The sequence below is a fragment of the Actinomadura luzonensis genome, from assembly GCF_022664455.2.
GTDB classification, from domain to species: domain Bacteria; phylum Actinomycetota; class Actinomycetes; order Streptosporangiales; family Streptosporangiaceae; genus Nonomuraea; species Nonomuraea luzonensis.
Map to the genome: position 1 here is coordinate 4,727,719 of NZ_JAKRKC020000001.1, position 25,463 is coordinate 4,753,181.

General features: G+C 72.4%; 25 protein-coding genes and 1 pseudogene. 7 read left to right on the forward strand and 19 right to left on the reverse strand.

Going from position 1 to position 25,463, the window contains the following annotated elements:
- Position 1 precedes the first annotated feature (1 nt).
- From MF672_RS22530 to MF672_RS22560, 7 genes and pseudogenes are all read right to left on the reverse strand, one after another.
- On the reverse strand, positions 2 to 607 hold the full coding sequence (locus tag MF672_RS22530; RefSeq protein WP_242373654.1) for a response regulator transcription factor: 606 nt from the start codon (positions 605 to 607) through the stop codon (positions 2 to 4).
- Positions 604 to 1,749 (reverse strand): sensor histidine kinase, encoded by a 1,146-nt coding sequence (locus MF672_RS22535; protein WP_242373655.1) that lies wholly within the window; start codon positions 1,747 to 1,749, stop codon positions 604 to 606. Before MF672_RS22535 ends, MF672_RS22530 begins: the two co-directional genes overlap by 4 nt.
- On the reverse strand, positions 1,746 to 2,480 hold the full coding sequence (locus MF672_RS22540) for an ABC transporter permease (RefSeq protein ID WP_242373656.1): 735 nt from the start codon (positions 2,478 to 2,480) through the stop codon (positions 1,746 to 1,748). The genes MF672_RS22535 and MF672_RS22540 overlap by 4 nt, the downstream gene beginning before the upstream one ends.
- Complete coding sequence (locus MF672_RS22545; protein WP_242373657.1) at positions 2,480 to 3,364, reverse strand: ABC transporter ATP-binding protein; 885 nt, start codon at positions 3,362 to 3,364, stop codon at positions 2,480 to 2,482. Before MF672_RS22545 ends, MF672_RS22540 begins: the two co-directional genes overlap by 1 nt.
- An 86-nt stretch (positions 3,365 to 3,450) precedes the next feature.
- Positions 3,451 to 4,296: an ATP phosphoribosyltransferase gene (gene hisG, locus MF672_RS22550; RefSeq protein ID WP_242373658.1), complete on the reverse strand. Its 846-nt coding sequence runs from the start codon at positions 4,294 to 4,296 to the stop codon at positions 3,451 to 3,453.
- Between the two features lie 67 nt (positions 4,297 to 4,363).
- Positions 4,364 to 4,627, reverse strand: a complete 264-nt coding sequence (locus MF672_RS22555; protein WP_020547470.1) for a phosphoribosyl-ATP diphosphatase — start codon at positions 4,625 to 4,627, stop codon at positions 4,364 to 4,366.
- A gap of 98 nt (positions 4,628 to 4,725) precedes the next feature.
- A pseudogene (locus MF672_RS22560) lies at positions 4,726 to 5,687 on the reverse strand (acetylxylan esterase).
- Positions 5,688 to 5,911: 224 nt separating this feature from the next.
- Between MF672_RS22560 and MF672_RS22565 the strand changes: the two are divergent.
- The 4 genes from MF672_RS22565 (at position 5,912) to MF672_RS22580 (ending at position 10,284) form a co-directional block, all read left to right on the forward strand.
- Positions 5,912 to 6,928 (forward strand): LacI family DNA-binding transcriptional regulator, encoded by a 1,017-nt coding sequence (locus MF672_RS22565; RefSeq protein ID WP_242373660.1) that lies wholly within the window; start codon positions 5,912 to 5,914, stop codon positions 6,926 to 6,928.
- 218 nt (positions 6,929 to 7,146) lie between these two features.
- Positions 7,147 to 8,406, forward strand: a complete 1,260-nt coding sequence (locus MF672_RS22570) for an extracellular solute-binding protein (protein ID WP_242373661.1) — start codon at positions 7,147 to 7,149, stop codon at positions 8,404 to 8,406.
- Between the two features lie 10 nt (positions 8,407 to 8,416).
- Positions 8,417 to 9,325: a carbohydrate ABC transporter permease gene (locus MF672_RS22575; protein ID WP_242373662.1), complete on the forward strand. Its 909-nt coding sequence runs from the start codon at positions 8,417 to 8,419 to the stop codon at positions 9,323 to 9,325.
- Positions 9,325 to 10,284, forward strand: coding sequence for a carbohydrate ABC transporter permease (locus MF672_RS22580; protein ID WP_242373663.1), 960 nt, complete (start codon positions 9,325 to 9,327; stop codon positions 10,282 to 10,284). The genes MF672_RS22575 and MF672_RS22580 overlap by 1 nt, the downstream gene beginning before the upstream one ends.
- Positions 10,285 to 10,378: 94 nt before the next feature.
- Here the strand turns inward: MF672_RS22580 and MF672_RS22585 are convergent, their stop codons facing one another.
- The 10 genes from MF672_RS22585 to MF672_RS22630 all read right to left on the reverse strand — a co-directional run bounded on the left by MF672_RS22585 (position 10,379) and on the right by MF672_RS22630 (position 20,342).
- Positions 10,379 to 12,376 (reverse strand): DEAD/DEAH box helicase, encoded by a 1,998-nt coding sequence (locus MF672_RS22585; protein WP_242373664.1) that lies wholly within the window; start codon positions 12,374 to 12,376, stop codon positions 10,379 to 10,381.
- A 278-nt stretch (positions 12,377 to 12,654) separates the two neighbouring features.
- Positions 12,655 to 12,954 (reverse strand): metal-sulfur cluster assembly factor, encoded by a 300-nt coding sequence (locus MF672_RS22590; protein WP_407654777.1) that lies wholly within the window; start codon positions 12,952 to 12,954, stop codon positions 12,655 to 12,657.
- A 59-nt stretch (positions 12,955 to 13,013) separates the two neighbouring features.
- Entirely contained in the window at positions 13,014 to 13,451 is a 438-nt protein-coding gene (gene sufU, locus MF672_RS22595) for a Fe-S cluster assembly sulfur transfer protein SufU (RefSeq protein ID WP_242373666.1), read from the reverse strand.
- A 2-nt stretch (positions 13,452 to 13,453) separates the two neighbouring features.
- Entirely contained in the window at positions 13,454 to 14,710 is a 1,257-nt protein-coding gene (locus MF672_RS22600; protein WP_302893249.1) for a cysteine desulfurase, read from the reverse strand.
- Positions 14,707 to 15,453 carry a Fe-S cluster assembly ATPase SufC gene (gene sufC / locus MF672_RS22605; RefSeq protein ID WP_242373667.1) on the reverse strand — a complete coding sequence of 249 codons (747 nt, stop codon included), beginning with the start codon at positions 15,451 to 15,453 and terminating at the stop codon, positions 14,707 to 14,709. Before sufC ends, MF672_RS22600 begins: the two co-directional genes overlap by 4 nt.
- Positions 15,454 to 15,459: 6 nt before the next feature.
- Positions 15,460 to 15,780, reverse strand: coding sequence for a non-heme iron oxygenase ferredoxin subunit (locus MF672_RS22610; RefSeq protein ID WP_242373668.1), 321 nt, complete (start codon positions 15,778 to 15,780; stop codon positions 15,460 to 15,462).
- Positions 15,777 to 16,898 carry a Fe-S cluster assembly protein SufD gene (gene sufD / locus MF672_RS22615; protein ID WP_242373669.1) on the reverse strand — a complete coding sequence of 374 codons (1,122 nt, stop codon included), beginning with the start codon at positions 16,896 to 16,898 and terminating at the stop codon, positions 15,777 to 15,779. The genes MF672_RS22610 and sufD overlap by 4 nt, the downstream gene beginning before the upstream one ends.
- Entirely contained in the window at positions 16,898 to 18,310 is a 1,413-nt protein-coding gene (sufB, locus tag MF672_RS22620) for a Fe-S cluster assembly protein SufB (RefSeq protein ID WP_080037103.1), read from the reverse strand. Before sufB ends, sufD begins: the two co-directional genes overlap by 1 nt.
- A complete protein-coding gene (locus tag MF672_RS22625; protein ID WP_242373670.1) occupies positions 18,307 to 19,008 on the reverse strand; it encodes a helix-turn-helix transcriptional regulator in 702 nt (233 codons plus the stop codon). Before MF672_RS22625 ends, sufB begins: the two co-directional genes overlap by 4 nt.
- Before the next feature lie 95 nt (positions 19,009 to 19,103).
- Positions 19,104 to 20,342, reverse strand: a complete 1,239-nt coding sequence (locus MF672_RS22630; protein WP_242373671.1) for a multidrug effflux MFS transporter — start codon at positions 20,340 to 20,342, stop codon at positions 19,104 to 19,106.
- 177 nt (positions 20,343 to 20,519) lie between these two features.
- Between MF672_RS22630 and MF672_RS22635 the strand changes: the two genes are divergently transcribed.
- Both MF672_RS22635 and MF672_RS22640 read left to right on the forward strand, forming a co-directional pair.
- Complete coding sequence (locus MF672_RS22635; RefSeq protein WP_242373672.1) at positions 20,520 to 21,428, forward strand: ABC transporter ATP-binding protein; 909 nt, start codon at positions 20,520 to 20,522, stop codon at positions 21,426 to 21,428.
- A complete protein-coding gene (locus MF672_RS22640) occupies positions 21,425 to 22,222 on the forward strand; it encodes an ABC transporter permease (protein WP_242373673.1) in 798 nt (265 codons plus the stop codon). Before MF672_RS22635 ends, MF672_RS22640 begins: the two co-directional genes overlap by 4 nt.
- Before the next feature lie 46 nt (positions 22,223 to 22,268).
- Here the strand turns inward: MF672_RS22640 and MF672_RS22645 are convergent, their stop codons facing one another.
- Positions 22,269 to 23,456 carry an MFS transporter gene (locus MF672_RS22645; RefSeq protein ID WP_242373674.1) on the reverse strand — a complete coding sequence of 396 codons (1,188 nt, stop codon included), beginning with the start codon at positions 23,454 to 23,456 and terminating at the stop codon, positions 22,269 to 22,271.
- A gap of 91 nt (positions 23,457 to 23,547) precedes the next feature.
- Here MF672_RS22645 and MF672_RS22650 point away from each other — a divergent pair, with 91 nt between their 5' ends.
- A complete protein-coding gene (locus MF672_RS22650; RefSeq protein WP_242373675.1) occupies positions 23,548 to 24,465 on the forward strand; it encodes an EamA family transporter in 918 nt (305 codons plus the stop codon).
- A 300-nt stretch (positions 24,466 to 24,765) separates the two neighbouring features.
- Here the strand turns inward: MF672_RS22650 and MF672_RS22655 are convergent, their stop codons facing one another.
- Positions 24,766 to 25,443 carry a GntR family transcriptional regulator gene (locus tag MF672_RS22655; RefSeq protein WP_242373676.1) on the reverse strand — a complete coding sequence of 226 codons (678 nt, stop codon included), beginning with the start codon at positions 25,441 to 25,443 and terminating at the stop codon, positions 24,766 to 24,768.
- Positions 25,444 to 25,463: the final 20 nt, after the last annotated feature.

Here is a 25,463-nt window from a genome sequence, read left to right on the forward strand (position 1 = left end):
CCTACAGCCAGCCCTGGGTGCGGGCGCGCTGCACGGCCTCGATGCGGTTGCGGGCGTGGGTCTTCTGGATGGCCGAGGACAGGTAGTTGCGCACGGTGCCCTCCGACAGGTGCAGCCGGGCCGCGATGTCGCCGATGGTCGAGCCGTCGGCCGCCGCGGCCAGCACGTCGCGCTCGCGCGCCGACAGCGGGTTCGGCCCGGCGCTCAGCGCCGCCGCGGCCAGGGCGGGGTCGATCACCCGCTCCCCCGCGTGCACCCGGCGGATCGCCGCCGCCAGCTCCCTGGCCGGGCTGTCCTTGACGAGGAAGGCCACCGCCCCCGCCTCCATGGCCGTGCGCAGGTAGCCGGGACGCCCGAACGTGGTCAGGATCATCACCCGGCAGCCCGGCACCTCCCGGGTGATCGCCGCCGAGGCGGCCAGGCCGTCGGTGCCGGGCATCTCGATGTCGAGCAGCGCGATGTCCGGCCGGGTGCGGGCGGCGACCTCGACGGCCTGCGCGCCGTCCGCGGCCTCGCCCACCACCTCGATGTCAGGCTCCAGCCCCAGCAGGGACGCCAGCGCGCCGCGGACCATGCCCTGGTCCTCGGCGAGGACGACGCGGATCACGCGGGCACCTCCACGCGCAGCCGGAACCCGCGCCGGCCGGGCCCGGCGGCCATCTCGCCGCCCGCGCCCGCGACTCGCTCGCGGAGCCCCGACAGCCCGCTGCCCGTCCGGAACGGCCGCCCGTCCTGCCCGTCCTGCCCGCGGTGCCCGCCCTGCCCGTCGTCCATGATCTCCAGGATGGCCCGTCCGTCCTCGTACGTCACCTTGATCTCGCACCGGACCGCCCGCGCGTGCCGCACGACGTTCGTGGTGCCCTCGCGCACCGCCCAGGCCAGCAGGTCGTCGGCCGGCTCCGGCAGGGGTGTGCCCGACACCTGCACCCGCGCCCGCACCCCGGCCGCGGCCAGCACCGCTCTGGCCCCGTCCAGCTCCTCGACCAGGCCGCGCCGCCGGTAGCCGGTGACGGCCTCGCGCACCTCCGACAGGGCCTGCCTGGCCACGCTCTCGATGTCCCTGACCTCGCGCTGCACCTCGGGCGAGCCCTCCGCGAGCCGCCCGGCCAGCTCGCTCTTCAGCGCGATCAGCGACAGGCTGTGGCCGAGCAGGTCGTGCAGGTCGCGGGCGATGCGCAGGCGTTCCTCGGCGGCCGCCAGCCGGGCCACCTCGTCCTGCGCCCGGTGCAGCTTCACCGTGAGCACCCGGGTGTTGCGGACGCTGATGAACAGGATGCCGAGCGTCACCACCTGCAGCCCGAGGACGATGATGGAGTCGGCGCTGCTGTGGTTGAGCAGGCCGCCGCCGACGACCACGACCAGGTTCGCGAACATGGCCAGCAGCGCCATCGCGGGCGGCAGCGCGAAGCCGTACAGCACGACGGTGTAGACCGGCAGGCTCAGCCAGGAGCCGCCGAAGGCCAGCGCGCCGGCGACCCCGAGCGCGGTGGTGCCGGCGAGCAGCGGGTACGTCCACGGCGAGCGCCGCAGGAAGCTCTTGGCGCTGGCCACGGTGGCGAGGTACAGCCCGATGAACGCCGCCAGCAGCGCGGCCGCCCACACCGCCCGGGCGCCGGTGATCGCGCCGGTCACGATCTCGGCGACGGGGAAGACCAGGTAGACCAGCCCCACGGAGATGCCGAGCAGCCGCCGCCAGAGCGAGGGCTGCTCGTTCTCCCCGCCGAAGCTGATCCGTTCGGCGAAGTTCATGCCCGCACGGTAGCCCGCCGGTAGAGGTAGGCGGCGGCGAGGCCGAGCACCGCTCCCCATCCGGCGACGACCAGCACGTCGGCGAGTCCGAGCCCGTGCCCGCCGGCGACGCTCCAGCCGAGCGCCGCGTAGTGGTAGGACGGGGTGATGTCCGCGATGGTCTTCATGGTGCTGCCGAAGATCTCCGGCGGGAACCACAGGCCGCCCGCGATGGCGAGGGCGAACATGCACAACATGGCGGCCGGCTGGGCGGCGTCGGCCGACAGCGTCGAGCCGATGGCCAGGCCGAGCGCGATGAACGGGATCGTGCCGAGCCACATGGCCAGCAGCAGCCCCGCCCAGCGCGCGGGCGGCATCGACACGCCCTGCTGCACGATCGCGACGACGCTGACCAGCAGCAGCGACGGCAGCACCAGCAGCAGCGCGGTGCACAGCTTGGTCGCGACGATCGCCCAGCCGGGCAGCGGGGTGATCTGGAGCTGGCGCAGCCAGCCCGACTGGCGCTCGGTGGCCCACGGCACGGCCGAGCTCATCATGGACGAGGCCAGCGCCCCGTAGGCGGCCATCGACACCATGAGGATCAGCGCGTACGGGACGCCCTGGTCGTCGGTCTGCTTGCCGTAGATGTTGGCGTTGATCAGGTAGAGCACGACCGGGAAGATCACCACGAAGATGAGGTAGCGCCGGTTGCGCAGCATGCGCAGCGCCTCGGTCTTGGCGTAGAAGAGCATCAGGACTCCCTGGTGAGGGCGAGGAAGGCGGCTTCGAGGTCGGCGCCGGAGAGCTGGACGTGCCGCACGTCGAGCGTGGTGCCGCGGTAGAGCCCGGACAGGGTGGCGTCGGGGTCGGCGGTGTGCAGCGTGACGACGCCGTCGACGACCTCGACGGCGGTGACGCCGGGCAGCCGGTCGAGCCCGGCGGCGGGCTGCTCGCCGAGGGTGAAGCGGACGGTCTGGCCGCCCACGCCGGCCTTGATCTCGGCGGCCGTGCCGTCGGCGGCCAGCTGCCCGCGGGCGATGACGAGCACCCGGTCGGCGTGCGCGTCGGCCTCCTCCAGGTAGTGGGTGGCGAACAGCACGGTCCGCCCGCCGGCGGCGTAGTCGTGCATGCCGGCCCAGAAGCGCAGCCGGGACTCCACGTCCATGGCCGCGGTCGGCTCGTCGAGCAGCAGGATCCTGGGCGCCCCGGCGATGGCCAGGGCGAAGCGCACGCGCTGGGTCTGGCCGCCGGACAGCTTGTTGGCCCGCCGCCCGGCCAGGTCGCCGAGGTCGGCCAGGCGCAGGATGTCGTCCAGGGGCAGCGGCCGCGGGTAGAGGCGGCGGACCAGGTCCACCAGCTCCTTGACGGTGAGCTCGGGGATGAGCTCGCCGCTCTGCAGCATGCCGCCCATCTCGCCGTCGCGGACCGCGGCGCCGGGGTCGCGGCCGTGCACGAGGACCTGGCCGGAGCTCGGGCGCAGCAGGCCGAGCAGCAGGTTGATCGAGGTGGACTTGCCGGCCCCGTTGGGGCCGAGCAGCGCCACCGTCGAGCCGGGCTCGATGGCGAGGGAGAGATCGGCGACGGCGAGCACGTCCCCGTAGTGCTTGCTGACGTGATCGAACGTGATGGCGTCCATGAGAGGAACGCTAGAAGCACGGCCGAAGCCCGGTCAGTGCGATCCTTCCGGGTTCGGCCGTGACATTTGTCAGACGGGCCGGGCGCTCAGAGGCGGCAGGCGTAGATGTCGGTGACCAGGATGGCGCGGGCGCCGATGTCCCAGAGCTGGTCCATCACCTGCTGGTGGCCCTTGCGGCGGACCATCGCGCGCACCGCCACCCAGCCCTCGCGGTGCAGCGGCGAGACCGTGGGGCCCTCCATGCCGGGCGTGAGCGCGATGGCCTCCTCGATGCGCTCGGCACGGATGTCGTAGTCCATCATCACGAAGTCGCGGGCGTGCACGACGCCCTGGAAGCGGCGCACGAGCTGGCCCTCGCCGGCCGTCTCCGGCGCGCCCTGCCGCTTGATCAGCACGGCCTCGGAGCGCATGATCGGGTCGCCGAAGACCTCCAGGCCGACGTTGCGCAGCGTGGTGCCGGTCTCCACGACGTCGGCGACGGCGTCGGCCACGCCGAGCCGGATCGCGGTCTCGACCGCGCCGTCCAGCTTGATCACGCGGGCGTCGACGCCCTGGTCGGACAGGTACTTCTCCAGCAGGCCCGGGTAGGAGGTGGCGATGCGCCGGCCGTCGAGGTCCTTGACGGAGGTCATCGCGCCGGCGGTGGCGGCCAGCCGGAAGGTGGAGCCGCCGAAGCCGAGCGGCATGATCTCCTCGACCGGCGCGCCGGAGTCGACGAGCATGTCGCGGCCGGTGATGCCGGCGTCGAGGGTGCCCTCGCCGACGTAGACGGCGATGTCGCGGGGGCGCAGGAAGAACAGCTCGCAGCCGTTGTCCTCGTCGACCACGACCAGCTCCTTGCTGTCGCGGCGGGGCCGGTAGCCGGCCTCCTTGAGGATGGCCTGGGCGGCCTCGCTGAGCGCGCCCTTGTTGGGTACTGCCAGACGCAGCATGTCAGGTCCTCGTTCGGTGTCTCGTGGGTTCTCCAGGTCGGGGTGCGAGGGCGGGCGCGGGCGCGCCCTAGAGATGCTTGTAGACCTGGTCGAGCCCGATGCCCTTGGCGATCATGAGCACCTGCACGTGGTAGAGGAGCTGCGAGATCTCCTCGGCGGCCCTGTCGTCTGACTCGTGCTCGGCCGCCATCCAGCTCTCGGCGGCCTCCTCGACGACCTTCTTGCCGATGGCATGGACGCCGGCGTCGAGCGCGGCCACGGTGCCCGAGCCCGCGGGCCGGGTGCGGGCCTTCTCGGACAGCTCGGCGAACAGCTCTTCGAAGGTCTTCATGGTCTCTCTCGTCGGTAGGCTGACGTGCTTGACAAGCCTAGTCTGCGGGAGAGGGTGGCGCCGCCCCGCGTCCGCCACGCGAGACACCCGCTCGTGAATCACCCGAACGCCTTCCGCACCCGGGCGATCCGCTCCATGGCGTGCGCCGACTCGCCGCCCTCGTGCCCGTTGTACGGGTACACCCTGATGTCCTTCTCCCCCGCGTAGTGGTTGTAGGCGGCGAACACCGTGGACGGCGGGGTGATGCCGTCCTGGAGCGCGACCGAGAACAGCGCGGGCGTGGCGGCGCGGGCGGCGAAGTTGACCCCGTCGAAGTAGGCGAGGGTGGCGAAGACGTCCTCCACCCGTTCGCGGAAGGCCCGGCAGTAGGCGGCGAGCTCGGCGTACGGGTGCTCGCCGGTGATCTCCGTGGCGTGCCTGACGTGGCACAGGAACGGCACGTCGACCAGCGCGCAGGCGAGGTCGGCGGCGAGCGCCGAGACGGCCAGCGCGATGGCGCCGCCCTGGCTGGCGCCGCCCACCGCGACCGGCCCGACGGCGGGTGCGCCCGCGCGGCCTCGACCGCGCGCACGGCGTCGGTGTAGAGCCGCCGGTAGTAGTAGGCGCCGGGGTCGTGCACGCCGCTGGTCATGACGCCCGGCGTCTGCGGCCCGGTGCCGGGGAACGGGTCGGGCGTGTCGCCGCGCCGCCAGCCGCCGGCGCCCTGGCCGCGGCTGTCCATGGCGAGCACCGCGTAGCCGACGCTCGGCCACAGCAGCCAGTCGATGGGCAGCCCGCGCCCGCCGCCGTAGCCCTGGTACTCCACCACGCACGGCACGGGCCCCGCGGTGTGGCGGGGCAGGAGCAGCCAGCCCTTGATCGGATGGCCGCCGAAGCCGGCGAAGGTGACGTCGTACACGTCGGCGACGGTCAGCTCCGAGCCCACGGGCGTGAACACGGGGGCCAGGTCGTGCTCGCGGGCCTCGGCCAGCGTGCGCTCCCAGAAGGCGTCGAAGTCGGCCGGCTCGGCGCGGGCGGGCAGGTACTCGCGGAGCTGCGCGAGAGGCATGTCGACGAACATCGGGGCTCCTGGGGGGACGTCGGGCGGGTGCCTCTCACCGTACGCCCGCCGGCAGGTCCGACGACTGCGCCCGCGAACCCCGGGAGCCCGGAGGACTGTACACGGACCCGTCTCCGGTTTATGAACCGGAAAAGCATTGTGCCCGGAACCGGCCGGTCATTGTCAATGTCGCTGATACGGTTCAGCGGATTATCGCGCGCGGCTGGGCGCGGAGGGGAGCAGGCGTGAAGAGGCCGACGATCGCCGACATCGCACGGCGAGCCGGCGTGTCGAAGGGGGCCGTGTCGTACGCGCTGAACGGCCGCCCCGGCGTGTCCGCCGAGACCAGGGCCCGCATCAGGGCCATCGCGCAGGAGGTCGGCTGGCGGCCCAACCTGGCCGCGCGCTCGCTGAGCGGCGCCCGCGCCGGCGCGATCGGGCTCGTGCTGTGCCGGCCGGCGCGCATCCTCGGCGTGGAGCCGTTCTTCATGGAGCTGATCAGCGGCGTCGAGGACGAGCTGGCGGCCGGCTCCTCCGCGCTGATGCTGCAGGTGGTGCCCGACCACCGGGCCGAGATCGCGGTCTACCGGCGCTGGTGGGGCGAGGGCCGGGTGGACGGCGCGATCCTGGTGGACCTGCGCGCCGCCGACCCCCGGGTGCCGGAGGTGGAGCGGCTGGGCCTGCCCGCCGTGGTGGCCGGGCACCCGTCGGGCGCGGGCTCGCTGCCCGCCGTCTGGTCCGACGAGGCCGTGGTGCTGCGGGAGGTGGTGGGTTACCTGGCGGCGCTCGGCCACCGGCGGGTGGCCAGGGTGGCGGGGCTGCCCGAGCTGCTGCACACCAGGATCAGGGACGAGGCGTTCGCGCGGAGCTGCGCGGCGGCGGGCCTGGAGTGGCACGCGGCCGAGCACACCGACTACACCGGCGAGGAGGGCGCACGGGCGACGAGGCTGCTGCTCAGCGCGCGGCCGCGGCCCACGGCGATCGTCTACGACAACGACATCATGGCCGTCGCGGGCCTGTCGGTCGCCCGCGAGATGGGCCTGGACGTGCCCGCCGGGCTGTCCGTCGTGGCCTGGGACGACTCCCCGCTCTCCCAGGTGGTCCGGCCGCCGCTGACCGCCGTGACCCGCGACGTCGCGGCCTACGGCGCGCACGCCGCCCGCGTCCTGCTGCGGCTGGTGGCCGGAGAGGAGCCGGACGGCGCCGAGGACCCGCCCGCGCGGCTGCTGCCGAGGGGGAGCACCGCTCCGTTTTCATCGTGACGGAAATTCCCGGAGCACGCCGAAACCGGAGGTCAGCGCGGACGCGGGCGACCGAGAACGCGCTCTCCCGAGAAATTGCCCATTGTGGCTTACCCGTTTAAGTGATGCAATCCGCTCCGCATCGACCATTGGGCGCCGGTCATGGGACCCGCAGGCACATCCGCACGTCCGCCGGCGCAAGTCCGGCGCCCATCCGACGGAGAGATCGGATGGCCCCCATGCGACGAACCCCGGCAGCCTGCTGCACCATCCTCGTGGCGGCGCTGAGCGCCGCCTGCGCCACCAGCGGGCAGAAGCAGACCCAGCAGGCCGACCAGAACGCCCCCATGACCCTGTCCTTCTGGTCCACCGGCGGCGACGACGAGACGGCCACCTTCCAGAAGGCCGCCGACCTGTACCACCAGAAGCACCCCAACGTGACGGTCAAGGTGCAGACCCTGTCGTGGGACGACGCCTACGCCAAGCTCCTGGCCGCGGCCACCAGCCGCACCGGCCCCGACATCCTGTCCGGCGGCATGACCTGGACCATCCAGTTCGGCGCCCGCGGCGCGATGGTGGACCTGCGCGAGCACGGCATCGACGCGCTCAAGGGGCAGGCCCAGCCCGCCCAGTGGGAGTCGGCGGTCTCCCCCGACGGCTCGGTGTACGGGGTGCCGCTCGACATGTCCACCATGACCCTCTACTACCGCACCGACCTGCTGAAGGAGGCCGGGCTCGACGGCCCGCCCACCACGTGGCAGGAGCTGGTCGACGACATCGGCAAGCTCAAGGCGGCCGGGGTGAAGAAGCCCTACAGCCAGGACTGGGGCAACCTCGACTGGATCGGCTACTTCAACTACCTCTACCAGGCCGGCGGCGCGTTCTACACCCCCGACTGCAAGCCGTCGCTGAACACCCCGCAGGCCGAGCGGGCGCTGACGTACTGGGTGGACCTCTACCGCAAGCACGGCGCGCCCACCGCCACCGTCGAGGGCTCCGACGCGCTCGACACCGGCACCGCGATGGTGGTGGCCGGCAACTGGATCGCCAAGGGCATCGACGCCAACAAGCCGAAGCTGAAGGGCAAGTGGGCGATGGCGGCGCTGCCCGCCGGGCCGGCCGGGCCGACCACGTTCATCGGCGGCCGGGCGATCGGCGTGACCTCCTACAGCAAGTACGCCCGGACCGGCGCGGACTTCGTCAGGTTCATGTACAGCGACGAGGCCATCGCCGCCGTCGCCGACGAGGCCAGGAAGCGCAACATCTCCTACATCCCGCCGCGCCCGGACAAGATCGTGGGCGGCTCGACGTTCACGCCGGAGCAGGCGCAGGTGTTCGCGCAGGCGATCAGCACCGGCAAGGCCGCCCCGGGCTGCCCCGGCTGGGACGAGAGCGCCTCCGACGTCGCCAAGCAGCTCCAGTCGGCCATCCTCGGCAAGTCGGACGTCAGGACCGCGCTCACGGAGGCGGCCAAGGTCATGCAGCGCAACGCCGGATAGGAGCTCCACCATGGCGGGTCCCCTCCCCCTCGGCAGCCGGCTGCGCCGTTACGGCACCTCGTACGCGATGCTGCTGCCCTTCCTCGCGCTGTTCGCGGCGTTCCTGCTGTGGCCGCTGGCCAACTCCCTCTACCTGAGCTTCACCCGCTTCGACGGGGTCAACCCGGCCGTCTTCACCGGCCTGGAGAACTTCGCCGAGCTCGCGGGCGACGCCCGCTTCCGGCACGCGCTCGGCAACACCGCCCTGTACGTGGTCGCGTCCGTCGTGCTGAGCACGCTGCTGTCGCTGGGGCTGGCGCTGGCCTTCAACAGCGCGAGCTGGCCGCACCGGATCATGCGCACGCTGTTCTTCCTGCCCTCGGTCACCTCCTCCATCGCGCTCATGCTCATGTGGAAGTGGGTGCTGTTCCCGAGCGAGGTGGGCCTGGCCAACACGGTGGTGCACTGGCTCGGCGGGGCCGGCGTGCCGTGGCTGGCCACGCCGGGGCTGACCGTCCCGATCCTGGTGCTGATGTCGGTGTGGGGCGGCATGGGGTACGGCATGGTGCTGTACGTCGCCGGGCTCGGCTCGATCCCCGAGGAGTACTACGAGGCGGCCAGGATCGACGGCGCCTCGACCTGGCAGCAGTTCCGCCACATCACCCTGCCGCTGCTGCGGCCGGTCACCACCTACGTGGTGGTGACCGGGCTGATCGGGGCGTTCCAGGTGTTCGAGGCGGTCTACATCGTCTTCCGCGGCACCAACAACATCGGCGGCGTCCTCGACTCGGCGCTGATGATCGTGCCCTACCTCTACGACCAAGGGTTCACCCACTTCAAGCTGGGCTACGCCTCGGCCATCGCGTGGGTGCTGTTCCTGATCATCTTCGTGCTGAGCCTCGTCAACCTGCGCGTCGGGCGCGCGATGAAGGAGCTGTGATGGCCGTCGCCCCGATGGACACGGCCGCCGCCCCGGCGCGGCGGGCCCGGCACGAGCAGCCCCCGGCGGGCGGCGGGCGGGCGCGGGTCAACCGGCACCTGCTGCGGCTGCCGTTCTACCTGCTGTCGCTCACCATGGTGGTGCCGTTCTACTGGCTGGTCATCACGGTGCTGAAGCCGCCGGCGGAGCTGTCCAGGATCCCGCCGTCGTTCGTGCCGCGGTCGCCGTCGTACGTGAACTTCTACGACCCCGGCTGGTCGGCGCGGCAGGTCAACCCCGGGCACCTGGCGGGCGTCCTCCAGCGTTTCCAGGTGGACTTCGGGTTCTGGCGGTTCCTGTTCAACAGCGTCGTCATCACCACGTCGATCACCGTCGGGTCGCTGCTGATCTGCTCGCTGGCGGCGTACGTGATCACCAAGCACCAGATCAAGGGGCGGCGGGTCATCTTCCTGATGGTCATCGCGTCGATGATGGTGCCCTGGCAGACGACGCTGATCCCGAACTACGTCATCATGCGCAACCTGGGCTGGCTGGACACCTACACCGCCTACATCGTGCCGGCCCTGGCCAAGGCGTTCGTGCTGTTCTTCCTCGTGCAGTTCCTGCAGTCGGTGCCGGACGAGCTGATCCAGGCGGCCCGGGTGGACGGCGCCGGGGAGTGGCGCATCTGGTGGAAGATCGTGCTGCCGCTGCTGCGGCCGGCGCTGGCGGCGATGTCGATCTTCATCGTGCTGGCGGAGTGGAACAACTTCCTGTGGCCGCTGGTCATCGTGCAGAGCGACGAGATGGCGAACCTGCCGGTGGCGCTGGCCCGGCTCAACTCCTACTTCGGGGCGCCGGACCAGCAGGGGGCGATCATGGCGGGCGGGCTGATCGCGTCCGTCCCGACGATCGTGTTCTTCCTGGTGTTCCAGAAGTACTTCACGCGGGGGATCGCGCTCAGCGGCCTCAAGGGGTGAGGCGCCCGCGCCCGGCATGCGACCGCCCGCCGCCCCCTGAGCGGGGACGGCGGGCGGTCGGCGCCGAAGGTCCTGAGCCCGGGCGGGCTACAGGTCAGCGGGTGTGGCGGCGGTCGGACGAGAACGGGCGCGGGCGCTTGCCGCGGTCGTCGGAGCCACGCCAGTCGCCCCGCGAGCCACGGTCCTGCCCGCCCCGGCCGCCGCGGTCGTCGCCGCGGTAGCCGCCACGGTCGGCCGAGTAGCCACGGTCACCCGAGAAACCACGGTCACCCGAGAAACCACGGTCACCCGAGTAGCCGCGGTCACCGGAGAAACCGCGGTCGCCCGAGGGGGCGCGGTCGCCGGAGAAGCCACGGTCGCCCGAGGGAGCGCGGTTGCCGGAGAAGCCGCGGTCGTCGCGGTAGCCGCGCTCGCCACGGTAGCCGCCGCGCCGGTCGTCGCCGCCGTTGACGGGGCGCTCGCCGGAGAAGCCACGGTCACCCGAGAAGCCACGGTCGCCGGAGAAACCACGGTCGGTCGAGTAGCCACGGTCACCCGAGAAGCCACGCTCGCCCGAAGGGCCGCGGTCGCCCTGGTAGCCGCGCCTCGGCCGGTAGCCGCGGTCGCGGTCGCCGCCGACGGTGCGCGGCTCGTCGGCGTGCCGGCGCGGACGCCGGTCCTCGCCGCCGCCCGAGAACGGGCGCTCGCCGCCGCCGGAGAACGGGCGCTCGCCGTCCTCGTGGCGGCGCGGGCGGCGCTCGCCGTCGAAGTCGCGGCGCGGCCGGCGGCCCCGCCGCTCGGAGCCGCCGTGGCCGCCGCCCTCACGCCGCGGGCGCAGGGGCTTGCGGACGTCCGGCTCCCACACGGGGATGGACTCGCCGCTCGGGATGCGGGCGCCGGTCACCTCGGCGACCCGCGGGTGGCCCGGGGTGGCCTTGAGGCGGAACGGGTGGATGCCCGCCCGGCGGGTCAGCGCGTCGGTGGAGCGCCGCTCGCTGGGCAGCACCAGCGTGACGACGGTGCCCTTCTCGCCGGCCCGCGCGGTGCGCCCGCCGCGGTGCAGGTAGCTCTTGTGGTCCTGGGGCGGGTCCACGTGCAGCACCAGCGAGATGTTGTCCACGTGGATGCCGCGCGCCGCGACGTCGGTGCAGACCAGCACGTTGATGGAGCCCTCGCGGAACTCCGCCAGGATGCGGGTGCGCTGGTTCTGGCGCTTGCCGCCGTGCAGGCCGCCAGCCTTGACGCCGACGCGGGCCAGCTGCTTGCACAGCCGGTCGACGCCGTGCTGGGTGCGCACGAAGATGATCGTGCGGCCCTCGCGGTTGGCGATCTCGGCGATCACGTCGAACTTGTCGTCGCGGGTCACCTGCATCACGTGGTGCTCCATGGTGTCGACCGGCGAGGTCGCCGGCGCCACGGAGTGCGTGATGGGGTTCTTCAGGAAGCGCTGCACCAGCTTGTCGACGTCGCCGTCGAGCGTGGCCGAGAACAGCAGCCGCTGGCCGTCGGCCGGGGTCTGCGCGAGCAGGTCGGTGACGACGGGGAAGAAGCCGAGGTCGCACATGTGGTCGGCCTCGTCCAGGACGCTGACCTCGACGTCGGCGAGCGAGCACTCGCCCTGCCTGATGAGGTCGCCGAGCCGCCCGGGGGTGGCGATGACGAGGTCGACGCCGCGCCGCAGCGCCTCGATCTGCTTGCCCATGGACATGCCGCCGACGACGACCTTCATGCGCAGCCCGAGGCCGCGGCCGAGAGGTTCGAGGGCGTCGTGGACCTGGAGCGCGAGCTCGCGGGTCGGCACGAGGATCATGGCGCGGGGCCGCCCGGGGGCGGGCCGCACGCCGGCGATGCGGGCCATGGTGGGCAGGCCGAAGGCCAGGGTCTTGCCGGAGCCGGTCTGGCCGCGGCCGAGCACGTCGTTGCCGGCGAGCACGTCGGGGATCGTCGCGCTCTGGATGGGGAAGGGGCTGTCGAAGCCCAGCCTGGCCAGCCCGGCGACGAGCGGCTTGGGCAGGCCCAGCAGCTCGAACTCGGACGGGCCCTGCTCGGCGGTGGCGCCGGAGGGCGCGGTGACGCCCTCGTCGTCGAGCGCGGGCAGGACAGCGTCAAGCATGGTCACGAAAGTCGTGCCTTTCCGTCGAAGTGGCACGTCACTTCTGCGAAAGGACGAGCCAAGATGTACGGCACTCGCCGTACAGATCAGAAAAAGGGGGGATGCACCGGGCGCACCGGCCGCAGGCGGTGCTCGAACGCGCGATGAGGCGTCAGGTACATCTGTTGCCAACGCCGGGATGTTATCGGAAAATTCCCGGCCGGGTTCGGACCTTCCGAAAACCCTTATGACACGCTGAAACGGCTGACGTCGGACGCCAGCCGCGACAGCGTAAGAGGTCAGACGTTGAAGCCTAGCATACGGAGCTGCTCACGCCCCTCGTCGGTGATCTTGTCCGGCCCCCATGGCGGCAGCCAGACCCAGTTGATCTTCACGTCGGACACCATGCCGTCGAGCGCCGAGTGGGCCTGGTCCTCGATGACGTCGGTCAGCGGGCAGGCCGCGCTGGTCAGCGTCATGTCGATGGTGGCCACGGGCTTGCCGTCGCCGGCCGGGTCGAGGTTGAGCCCGTAGACCAGGCCGAGGTCGACGACGTTGATGCCGAGCTCGGGGTCGACGACGTCCTTCAGCGCCTCCATGACCTCCTCGACGTTGACGTCACCGTCGAAGTCGGTCGTCGGCGTCTCTGTGGGCTTGCTCACTGCGCTGCACTCCTCACCACTGCGTCCTTGTAGGCCATCCAGGACAGCAACGCGCACTTGACGCGCGCCGGGAACTTGGCCACGCCCGCGAACGCCACCGCGTCGCCGAGCACCTCCTCGTCGGCCGCCACCTGTCCCCTGCCCTGCATGAGGCGGGTGAACTCGTCGACGACCGACAGCGACTCCTCGACCGACGAGCCGGTGGCCAGCTCGTGCAGCACCGAGGCGGCCGCCTGGCTGATCGAGCAGCCCTGACCGTCGTAGGAGACGTCCAGGACCTGGTCGCCGTCGACCTTGACCCGGAGCGTGATCTCGTCGCCGCACGTCGGGTTCACGTGGTGGACCTCGGCGTCGTACGGCTCGCGCAGCCCGCGTCCCTGCGGGTGCTTGTAGTGCTCCAGGATCAGCTCCTGGTACATCGACTCGCCGATCATGGCTATGCGAACACCTTCTGAACGTGATGGAGGCCGCGCACCAGGGCGTCGATCTCGCCCGTGGTGTTGTACAGGTAGAACGACGCCCGCGTGGTCGCGGGTATTCCGAAGCGCAGGTGCAGCGGGCGGGCGCAGTGGTGCCCGACGCGCACCGCGACGCCGAACTGGTCGTCGAGGATCTGCCCGACGTCGTGCGGGTGGATGCCCTCCAGCGCGAACGACACCGTGCCGCCCCGCGCCTCCAGCGTCTCCGGGCCGATGACCCGCAGGCCGGGCACGTCGCGCAGCGCCTCCAGCGCGTAGCCGGTCAGCTCGCGCTCGTGCGCCTCGATCGCGTCCAGGCCGATGCCGGTGAGGTAGTCGGCGGCCGCGCCGAGGCCGATGGCCTCCACGATCGGCGGCGTGCCGGCCTCGAACTTGTGCGGGGCCGGCGCGTAGGTCGAGTGGTCCATCCAGACCGCCTCGATCATCTCGCCGCCGCCGAGGAACGGCGGCATGGCGTCGAGCAGCTCGGCCCGCCCCCACAGCACGCCGATGCCGGACGGGCCGACCATCTTGTGGCCGGTGAAGGCCACGAAGTCGGCGCCGAGCGCGGCGACGTCCACCGGGTGGTGCGGCACGGACTGCGAGGCGTCGAGCATGATGAGCGCCCCGGCCTCGTGGGCCCGCCGGGCCAGCTCGGCGACCGGGTTGACGGTGCCGAGCACGTTGGACTGGTGGGCCACCGAGACGATCTTCGTCCGCTCGGTGATGACGCCGTCGGCCAGGTCGAGCCGGCCCTCGTCGGTGACGCCGAACCACTTCAGCGTGGCGCCGGTGCGCTGCGCGAGCAGCTGCCACGGCACGATGTTGGAGTGGTGCTCCATCTCGGAGATGACGATCTCGTCACCAGGGCCGAGGGTGAAGCGCGGGTCGGTGTTGGCGGGGTTGCCGAAGGAGTAGGCGACCAGGTTGAGCGCTTCGGAGGCGTTCTTGGTGAAGACCACCTCGTCGCGCGACGGCGCGCCGACGAACGCCGCGATCTTGTCGCGGGCGCCCTCGTACGCCTCCGTGGACTCCGCCCCGAGCACGTGCATGGCCCGGCCCACGTTGCTGTAGTGCAGGGCCAGGTGCTCGCGCATCGTCTCGATGACCTGGTTGGGCTTCTGCGAGGAGTTGCCCGAGTCGAGGTAGACGAGCGGTCGCCCGTCGGGCAGCTCGCGGGAGAAGACCGGGAAGTCCTTCCTGATCCGCTCCACGTCCAAGCTGGTGGAAGTCATGCAGATGCCTTCGTGTACTGCTCGTAGCCCTCGGCCTCGAGCTTGTCGGCCAGCTCCGGCCCGCCCTCCTCGACGATGCGCCCGCCCGCGAAGACGTGCACGAAGTCGGGCTTCACGTACCGCAGGATGCGGGTGTAGTGCGTGATGAGCAGGACGCCGGTGTCGCCGGCGGCGCGGAAGCGGTTGATGCCCTCCGACACCACGCGCAGCGCGTCCACGTCGAGGCCGGAGTCGGTCTCGTCGAGGACCGCGAACTTCGGCTTGAGCAGCTCCATCTGGAGGATCTCGTGGCGCTTCTTCTCGCCGCCGGAGAAGCCCTCGTTGAGGTTGCGCTGCGCGAAGGCCGGGTCGATGGACAGCGCGTCCATGCCGCCCTTGAGGTCCTTGGCGAACTCGCGCAGCTTGGGCGCCTCGCCGCGGACGGCGGTGACGGCCGAGCGCAGGAAGTTCGACACCGAGACGCCGGGCACCTCGACCGGGTACTGCATGGCGAGGAACAGGCCGGCGCGGGCCCGCTCGTCGACCGACAGCTCCAGCAGGTCGACGCCGTCGAGCAGGACCTGCCCGCCGGTGACGGTGTACTTGGGGTGACCGGCGATCGCGTAGGCGAGGGTGGACTTGCCCGAGCCGTTGGGGCCCATGATGGCGTGGGTCTGCCCCGCGCCGACGGTCAGGTTGACGCCGCGCAGGATTTCCTTGTCCTCGACGGCGACGTGCAGGTCGCGGATCTCAAGGGTGGACATGATCGCTTATGACTCCTTCGAGAGCGAGACGAGGACGTCATCGCCGTCGATCTTGACTGTGTAGACGTTCACGGGCTTGGTGGCGGGCGGGCCGGTCGGCTTGCCGGTGCGCACGTCGAAGCACGAGCCGTGCAGCCAGCACTCCAGCGTGCCGTCGTAGACCTCGCCCTCGCTGAGCTTGACCTCGGCGTGCGAGCAGACGTCGTGCAGCGCGAAGACGTCGCCGCCCTTGCGCACCAGCGCGACGGGGGTCTCCCCCACCTCGACGCCGAGGACGCCGCCGTCGGGGATGTCGGCGAGCGCGCAGACCTTCTCGAACGCGCTCACCGGGCGAGCTCCGCCTCCACGGCGCTCATGACGCGCTCGCGGATCTCCTCGATCTGGATCTTCTCGATGAGCTGGCCGAGGAAACCCCGCACGACCAGGCGGCGCGCCTCGTCGTAGGGGATGCCGCGGGCCTGGAGGTAGAAGATGTGCTCGTCGTCGAGGCGGCCGGAGGCGGAGGCGTGCCCCGCGCCGGCGACCTCGCCGGTGAGGATCTCCAGGTTGGGCACCGAGTCGGCGCGGGCGCCGTCGGTGAGGATGAGGTTGCGGTTGAGCTCGTAGGTGTCGGTGCCCTCGGCCTCGACCCTGATGATGACGTCGCCGATCCAGACGGCGTGCGCCTGCTCGCCCTGGAGCGCGCCGCGGTAGTCGACGTTGCTCTTGCAGTTGGGCTGCGAGTGGTCGACCAGCAGGCGGTGCTCCAGGTGCTGACCGGCGTCGACGAAGTAGACGCCCGACAGGTCGGCGTCGCCGCCCGGCGCGGTGTAGGCCACGCTGGGCGACAGGCGCACCAGGTCGCCGCCGAGCGTCACGACGAAGCCGCGGAAGGTCGCGTCCTTGGCGAGCTGGGCGTGGTGGTGGGAGACGTGCACGGCGTCGTCGTCCCAGTCCTGGAGGCTGACGACCTTGAGGTTGGCGCCCTCGCCGACGATGAACTCGATGTTGTCGGCGTAGACGGCGCTGCCCTTGTGGTCGAGCACGAGCACGGCCTCGGCCAGCGGCTCCACCTTGACCACGAGGTGGCCGTAGGCGGCGCCGTCGCCCTCGCCGGTGAGGGTGAGGACGGTCGGCTTGCTGGCGACGGCCTCGCGCGGCACCGTGACGACGGTGGCCTTCTCGAAGCTGTTCCACGCCTGGGCGCTGACCCGGTCGGTGGGCGTGAACGCCTTGCCGACGCGGGCGTCGTCGCGGCCGACCGTCTCGACGGTGACCTCGGGAGCGGCGTCGACGTCGAGACGGACGTGACCGGCCGCCTCGGCCTTGCCGTTGTGCAGGCCCTTCAGCCGCGACAGCGGCGTGAAGCGCCACGCCTCCTCGCGGCCGGTCGGGACCTCGAAGTCGCCCAGGTCGTAGGACGCCTTCTCGTGCAGGGTCGACAGGGGCTTCTCGTTCAGGCCCATCAGCCGACGGCTCCTTCCATCTGCAGCTCGATCAGCCGGTTGAGCTCGAGCGCGTACTCCATGGGCAGCTCACGGGCGATCGGCTCGACGAAGCCGCGCACGATCATCGCCATCGCCTCGTCCTCGTCGAGCCCGCGGCTCATGAGGTAGAAGAGCTGGTCCTCGCTGACCTTGGAGACCGTGGCCTCGTGACCCATCGAGACGTCGTCCTCGCGGACGTCGACGTAGGGGTAGGTGTCGGAGCGGCTGATCTGGTCGACCAGCAGCGCGTCGCACTTGACGGTGCTGGCGCTGCCGTGGGCGCCCTCCTCGATCTGCACGAGACCGCGGTAGGAGGTGCGGCCGCCGCCGCGCGCCACCGACTTGGAGATGACGCTGGAGCTGGTGTTGGGCGCCAGGTGCACCATCTTGGAGCCGGCGTCCTGGTGCTGGCCCTCGCCGGCGAAGGCGACGCTCAGCGTCTCGCCCTTGGCGTGCTCGCCCATGAGGTAGACGGCCGGGTACTTCATCGTGACCTTGGAGCCGATGTTGCCGTCGATCCACTCCATGGTGGCGCCCTCGTAGGCGACGGCGCGCTTGGTGACCAGGTTGTAGACGTTGTTCGACCAGTTCTGGATGGTCGTGTAACGGCAGCGGGCGTTCTTCTTCACGATGATCTCGACGACCGCGCTGTGCAGCGAGTCGCTGGAGTAGATCGGCGCGGTGCAGCCCTCGACGTAGTGGACGTAGCTGTTCTCGTCGACGATGATCAGGGTGCGCTCGAACTGGCCCATGTTCTCGGTGTTGATCCGGAAGTAGGCCTGCAGCGGGATCTCGACCTCGACGTTCGGCGGCACGTAGATGAACGAGCCGCCCGACCACACGGCGGTGTTGAGCGCGGCGAACTTGTTGTCGCCGACCGGGATCACCGAGCCGAAGTACTCCTTGAAGAGCTCCTCGTGCTCCTTCAGGCCCGTGTCGGTGTCGACGAAGATGACGCCCTTCTCCTCGAGGTCCTCGCGGATCTTGTGGTAGACGACCTCGGACTCGTACTGGGCGGCGACGCCGGCGATGAGGCGCTGCTTCTCCGCCTCGGGGATGCCGAGCTTGTCGTAGGTGTTCTTGATGTCGGCGGGCAGCTCGTCCCAGGAGGCGGCCTGCTTCTCCGTCGAGCGCACGAAGTACTTGATGTTGTCGAAGTCGATGCCGGTGAGGTCGGAGCCCCAGGTCGGCAGCGGCTTCTTGTCGAACAGGCGGAGGCCCTTCAGGCGAAGGTCGAGCATCCACTCCGGCTCGTTCTTGAGCGCGGAGATGTTGCGGACGACCTCCTCGGACAGGCCACGCTTGGCCGCCGCGCCCGCGGCATCCGGGTCGGCCCAGCCGAACTTGTAATTCCCGAGGCCTTCCAGCTCCGGGCGGTCGGTGACAGTCACCTTCCGGTCTCCTTGCTCTTGTCTCTATGTGCGGAATCAGCCAGCGACTGTGGGCTCACGTGCGTCGTGCAGACCCCGTCGCCGTGGGCGATCGTGGCCAGCCGCTGCACCGGCGTGCCGAGGAGCTGGGCGAACGCCTCCGTCTCGGCCTCGCAGAGCTGCGGGAACTCGGCGGCCGCGTGGGCCACCGGGCAGTGGTGCTGGCAGAGCTGGTCGCCGCCGGACTTGGCCTTGCTGGCCGAGGCGGCGTACCCCTCAGCCGACAGCGCCTGCGCCAGCACCTGGACCCGCTGGTCGGCCGGCACCGCGCGCATGACCGGCTCCAGCCGCTTGACCAGGCCGGAGACCTGCGAGCGGGCGAAGTCGGCCACCGCGTCCTCGCCGATGCGCTCGGCCAGGTAGCGCAGGGCGCTGCCGGCGAGGTCGTCATAGGCGTGCTCGAAGGCGCTGCGCCCCGCGTCGGTGATGGCGAACAGCTTGGCCGGGCGCCCGCGCCCGCGCTGCCCGCGCGGGCGCACCGTGCGGGGCTCGATCATCCCGTCGGCCAGCAGGGCGTCGAGGTGACGCCGGACGGCGGCGGGCGTGAGCCCGAGCCGCTCGCCCAGGGCGGCGGCCGCGACGGGACCATGCTCCAGGATCAGCCGGGCGACGCGGGCACGCGTGCCGCGCTCGCTACCGGGCTCGATCGTCGTGGGCATGTTTTTCACAACATCAGTGTGCCGTAAATCCTTCCCGGCCGACAAACGGATCGGAGCAGCTCGGCAATGTAATTTGTCACGCAGGGTAGCCTTACCTAACCCTGCTTCTCCCCGGAACGGCTTCTCCCCAGGACGCCGAACGCCAGGGCCGCGCAGACGAGCAGCCCGAGCATGACGGCGGCCATCGGCACGGCGGTGCCCGACCCGGCCAGGCCGACCAGCGGCGCCGACAGCGCGCCGAGCGCGAACTGCAGCACGCCCATCAGCGCCGAGGCGCTGCCGGCCACCTGCGCGGGCTGGGAGCCGAGCGCCAGCGCGCCGGTGCCGGGCAGCGTCAGGCCCTGGCCGAGCATGATGACGAACAACCCCGCCACGATCCCCCACAGGCCGAGCCCGGCGAGCGCGGCGGTCATCAGCAGGACCGCGCCCAGCAGGCCGGTGGCCAGGCCCGCCACCACCAGCGCGACCGGCGGCACCCGGCCCGACAGCCGGCCGCCGAGCTGGGCCATGCCGGTCAGGGCGAGGGCGTTGAGCCCGAAGATGAGGGAGTACTGCTGCGGGGTGGCGCCGTAGACCTCCTGCAGCACGAACGGCGAGCCGGAGATGTAGCCGAACATGGCGGCGAAGGCCAGGCCGCCGGTGAGCGCGAAGCCCATGAACGAGCGGTCGCGCAGCAGCTGCCAGAAGGTGCGCGCGGTGTGGCGCAGGCCGCCGCTCTCGCGGGCCGCGGCCGGCAGCGTCTCGCGCACCCCGGCCAGCACGGCCGCCAGCAGCACGACGCCGGCCAGGCTGAGCGCCACGAACACGCCCCGCCAGGAGGTGAACGCCAGCAGCTGCGCGCCCGCGATCGGGGCGAGGATCGGCGCCAGGCCGCTGACCAGCATGAGCGTGGCGAAGATGCGGGCGATGGCGGCGCCGTCGTACAGGTCGCGCACGACCGCGCGGACGATGACCAGGGCCGCGCCGCCCAGCATGCCCTGGAGCAGCCGGAAGGCGATGAGCATGGGCACCGACGGGGCGAACGCGCACAGCAGCGAGGCGAGCATGAAGCCGGCCACGCCGACGACGAGCGGCACCCGCCGCCCGCGCACGTCGCTGACCGGCCCCGCGATGACCTGCCCGACCGACACGCCGATGAGGCAGGCGGTGAGCGTGAGCTGGACCTGGGCGGGCGCGCTCAGCATCTCGGAGCTGATGGCCGGCAGCGCGGGCAGGTACATGTCGATGGACAGGGGGCCGATGGCCGACAGCGCCCCGAGGATCACCAGGAGGAGCGCCCTGCGGCTCTTCCTCCCGGGCAGGACGACGGTGGGCGTGGCTTCGGCCACGGACATGCGTGAACCCCTCTCCTCGCAAGACCTGACGGCCCCCGAGGGCCGAGGTAGGGAAACCGCTGTCCGGTCCTCCTAATTCCCAGTTATCAGATATTTCCGGAACTTTCCATGAGGTGTCCGGCCTCCGGACTCCCCTCCACGGCCGGACCGCACCCCGCAGTCCCTAGACTCGTCGTCATGGAATCCCCAGCCGTCGAGATCATCGACCTGGTCAAACGTTACGGCGGCACCACCGCGCTCGACGGGCTCGCGCTGCGCGCCGAGCGCGGCGCGGTCACCGCCGTCCTCGGCCCCAACGGCGCCGGCAAGACGTCCACGGTCGAGATCTGCGAGGGGTTCCGCACCGCCGACGCGGGCACGGTCCGGGTGCTGGGGCAGCCGCCCGAGCGGCCCGACCTGCGGGCCAGGGTCGGGGTGATGCTGCAGGCCGGCGGGGTGCCGCCGGCGATGCGCTGCGGCGAGTGGCTGCGCCTGGTCGCCCGGTTCCACGCCCGCCCGCTGGACCCCGGGGCGCTGCTGGCGCGGCTGGGGCTGGCCGCGCACGCCCGCACCCCCTACCGGCGCATGTCGGGCGGGCAGCAGCAGCGGCTGTCGCTGGCCGCCGCCGTCATCGGGCGGCCGGAGCTGGTCTTCCTCGACGAGCCGACCGCCGGGCTCGACCCGCAGGCCCGCCACGCCTGCTGGGAGCTGGTGGGCGAGCTGCGCGCGGCCGGGGTGTCGGTGGTGCTCACCACCCACCACATGGACGAGGCCGAGCGGCTGGCCGACCAGGTGGTCATCATCGACCGGGGCCGGGTGGTGGCCGAGGGCACGCCCGCCGAGCTGACCGGGGCCGAGCGGCAGCTCAGGTTCCGGGCGCGGCCGGGGCTGACGCTGGAGGAGCTGCTCAACGCGCTCCCGGCGGGCAGCGCGGCCAAGGAGTCGCCGGCCGGCCACTACATCATCGAGGGCCAGGTCGGGCCCGAGCTGCTGGCCACGGTGACCGCGTGGTGCGCCGCCGAGGGCGTCACGGCCGACGACCTGCGCATCGAGCGGCGCACCCTCGAGGACGTCTTCCTGGAGCTGACCGGCAGGGAGCTGCGATGAGCGCGTACGAGCGGGCCGCGGGCGGGGCGCCCGCGCTCGACCTGTCCCCCGCGCCGGGGGCGGCGCCCTTCCCGCGCATGGTGCTGGCGCAGGCCGGCGCGGAGCTGCGGGCCACCCTGCGCAACGGCGAGCAGCTGCTGCTGACGCTGGTGATCCCGGTGCTGCTGCTGGTGGGCTTCTCGCTGGCGCCGATCGTCGACATGGGCGGCGGGCGGCGGGTCGACTTCCTCGTGCCGGGCGTGCTGGCGCTCGCGGTGATGTCCACGGCCTTCACCGGGCAGGCCATCGCGACCGGCTTCGAGCGCCGCTACGGCGTGCTGAAGCGGCTCGGCGCGACGCCGCTGTCGCGGAGCGGGCTCATGCTGGCCAAGACCGCCGCGGTGGTGGCGGTGGAGGGCATCCAGGCCGTGGTGATCGTGTGCGTGGGGCTGGCGCTGGGGTGGCGGCCGCACGGCTCGTTCCTGGGCGCGGCGCTGCTGATCGTGGCGGGCACGGCGGCCTTCAGCGGGCTCGGCCTGCTCATGGCCGGCACGCTGCGGGCCGAGGCCACGCTGGCCGCGGCCAACCTCGTCTACCTGGTGCTGCTCGGGGCGGGCGGGGTGGTCTTCCCGCTGTCGAAGTTCCCCGACGGGGTGCGGCGGGTGCTGGAGGTGCTGCCGATCTCGGCGCTGACGGGCGGGCTGCGCGCGGTGCTCGGTCAGGGGGCGGCGCTGCCGCTGGCCCCGCTGGGCGTGCTGGCGGCCTGGGCGGTGCTGTCGCTGACGCTCGTGTCGCGCACGTTCCGCTGGGAGTGAGCCCCGTCCAGGGTGGGTGCGGCGGGCTCAGGTTCGGGCGGGTCCCTCAGGCGGCGGGCGCGGTGTAGCGGCGGCGGGTGAGGGCGGCGACGGCGGTCAGCGGCACCGCCGCGGCGGCGGCCAGCCCGAACAGCAGCGGGTAGCGGCCGTCCTCGGCCAGCGGCCCGGCGCCCCACGAGGAGACGGCGCTGCCGACGAACAGCGCCGCGGCGAAGAACGCGACCGTGGTGCCCCTGGCCTCCGGCACCACGGAGGTCGCCCAGGTCTGCAGCGAGGAGTGCAGGAACGACCAGCCGCCGCCGAGCAGCAGCGCCGTGACCGCCACGGTGGCCAGGCTGACGTGCACGGCGGCCAGCGCGAAGCCGGCCGCGAGCTGCGCCCCGCCCACCGTCATCAGCAGCGGCGCGGGCCAGCGGGCCGACAGGCGCTTGACCAGCTTGGCCTGCGCCCACAGCCCGAGCCCGTAGGCGGTGATGCCGAGCCCGGCGACGGCGGCGGCGACGCCGGAGTGCTCCAGGGCGGGCGCCAGGAACGGCAGCGCGCCCAGCATGATCGCGCCCTCGGTGAAGGCCAGCGCGAAGACCAGCAGCGCCCACCGCTGCCCCAGCACCAGACCGAGGAAGCGCGCCGGGCTCGCGGGCGCGCCGGCGCCCGGCAGGTCGCGGGCCGGCTCGGGCAGCGAGCGCAGGGCCAGCGCGCACACCAGGCCGCAGGCGGCGGGCACGGTGAACGCCACCCGCCAGCTCACCAGCCCGGCGAGCGCGCCGCCGAGCGCGGTGGCGAGCGCCGTGCCGAGCGCCGCCGCGCCCATGAGGTCGGTCAGCGCGCGCTGGCGGAGCGCGGGCCGTACGGTGTCGCCCACGTACGTCAGCCCCGTCGGGATGACCGCGCCGAAGCAGGCCCCGGTCACCACCCGGGCCGCGACGAGCGCCCAGAGCGCCGGCATGAGGGCCGAGACCAGGCCGGCGAGCGCCGCGCCGAGCAGCGCGCCGCGCATCACCCGCACCCGCCCGTACCGGTCGGACAGCAGCCCCCACAGCGGCTGGGTGAGGCCGTAGGCGAGGTAGTAGCCGCTGGCCGCGGCGACCGAGGCCGACAGCGGCACGCCGAGGTCGGCGGCGATCACGACGAGCATCGGGCTGACGGCGAAGCGGTCGAAGCTGCTGACGAACGAGGCCGCGGACACCCCCAGCGGAGGGCGGGCGAGGCCGGTGGCGAGGGCGGGGGCGTCCATGAGGCACCACTCTAAATGCGGAAATGTCGCCTACCGCGAGTAGGCTCTACCGGTCACCGTCATTCGTCCTACGTCTGCTTCGAGGAGCACCGTGACCGCCTTCGCCCTGGACGACCCGCTGGAGCGCGGCCCCGGCCTGCCCCGGCCGGGCAACGTGCTGCGCACGGCGGCCGGCTCGGTCCCGCCGTCCTCGCTGGTGCTGCTCGGCATCTTCTCGGTGCAGTTCGGCGCGGCGTTCGCCAAGGAGCTGTTCACGGCGCTGCCGCCGAGCGCGGTGGTGTTCCTGCGGATCGCGGCCGGGGCGCTCATCATGGGCGCGGTCGCCCGGCCCAGGCTGCGCGGGCTGGGGCGGCGCGACTGGGCGGTCGGCCTCGGGTTCGGCCTGACGCTGGCGCTGATGAACCTGTCGTTCTACGAGGCGCTGTCGCGGCTGCCGATGGGCATCGCGGTGGCGATCGAGTTCCTGGGGCCGCTGGGGGTGGCCGTGGCGGCCTCGCGGCGGCGGATCGACCTGCTGTGGGTGGGCCTGGCGGGCGCCGGCGTGGCGCTGCTCGCGCCGTGGGGCGAGTCGGCCTCGGTGAGCTGGCTCGGCATCGGCTTCGCGATGGTGGCGGGCGCGTGCTGGGCGGGCTACATCCTGCTGTCGGCGGCGGCCGGGCGGCGGTTCCCGGGCACGAGCGGGCTGGCGTTCGCGATGATCGTCTCGGCCGTGGCGGTCGCCCCGGTCGGGGTCACGACCGGCGGGGCCGGGCTGCTGGAGCCGCATCTGCTGCTCATCGGGCTGGGCGTGGGCCTGCTGTCGTCGGTGATCCCGTACTCGCTGGAACTGCAGGCGCTGCGGCGGATGCCGCCGCACACGTTCGGCATCCTCATGAGCCTGGAGCCCGCCGTGGCGGCGCTCGCCGGGGTGCTGCTGCTGGGCGAGATCCTGCACGTGCAGCAGTGGGCCGCGATCGTCTGCGTGGTGGCCGCCAGCCTGGGCTCGACCAGGCGCGGGAAGCGGGAGTGAGGGGGTCCGCCGCGCGCCCCGGGACGGGAACTCGCGGGCGCGCGGCGGAGGGCTCGGCTCTGGTGGGCGGGATGTGCCGAGCCCGGGGAAGGCCAGCGGAGTGCGGGGTTCCGCGTGACCGGGTCTGTCGGGTGCCGCCCTGCTCGCCGCGACGCGCGTGGAGGCGCTGTGCGGAGGGCGCGGCCGGTCGGGCCGCCGGGGCGGTGTGGCGGGCGGCCCTGCGGCGTGTCGCCCGGCCTGCCCGCAATGAGGTTACCTCCATCGGGGAGTGCTCGATCCCCGATTGCCGGAAGTCGCGGCTCAGGGGCTCGCGGGCGCGGCCCAGATGCCGCGGACGTGGCCGATGTGCTCGTCCATGAGCCTGGCGACGGCGTCGGAGTCGCCGCTCTTCAGCGCCTCCAGCAGGGCCAGGTGCTCGCGGGCGGAGTCGCCGAGCGCGTCGTGCCGGGACAGCTGCGACAGGCCGTAGAGCCGGGCCCGGTTGCGCAGGTCGCGCACCACGGACACCAGGTGGGCGTTGCCGGACAGGGCCAGCAGCGCGACGTGGAAGCGCAGGTCGGCGTCGACGTAGGCGAGCAGGTCGCCGGCCTCGCCGGCGGCGACGATCTCCTCGGCGACAGGACGCAGCCGGTCGAACTCCCCGGCCCGCGCGGGATCGGCCAGCCGGGCCACGGTGGGCACCTCGATGAGCCGGCGCAGCTCGGTCAGCTCGTCGAGGTCGCGGTCGGACAGCTCGGTCACCCGGAAGCCCTTGTTGCGCACCGCCTCGACCAGGCCCTCCTTGGCGAGGTCGAGCATGGCCTCGCGGACGGGAGTGGCCGAGACGCCGAACTGGGCGGCCAGCACCGGGGCGGAGTAGACCACGCCGGGCCGCATCTCGCCGGCGATCAGCGCGGCGCGCAGCGCCTGGGCGACCTGCTCGCGCAGGCTCTGGCGCTCGCCCACCGCCGGCAGGTCGAGCCGGTCCTCGGCGGCCATCCGCGCTCCTTCCCCGTGCT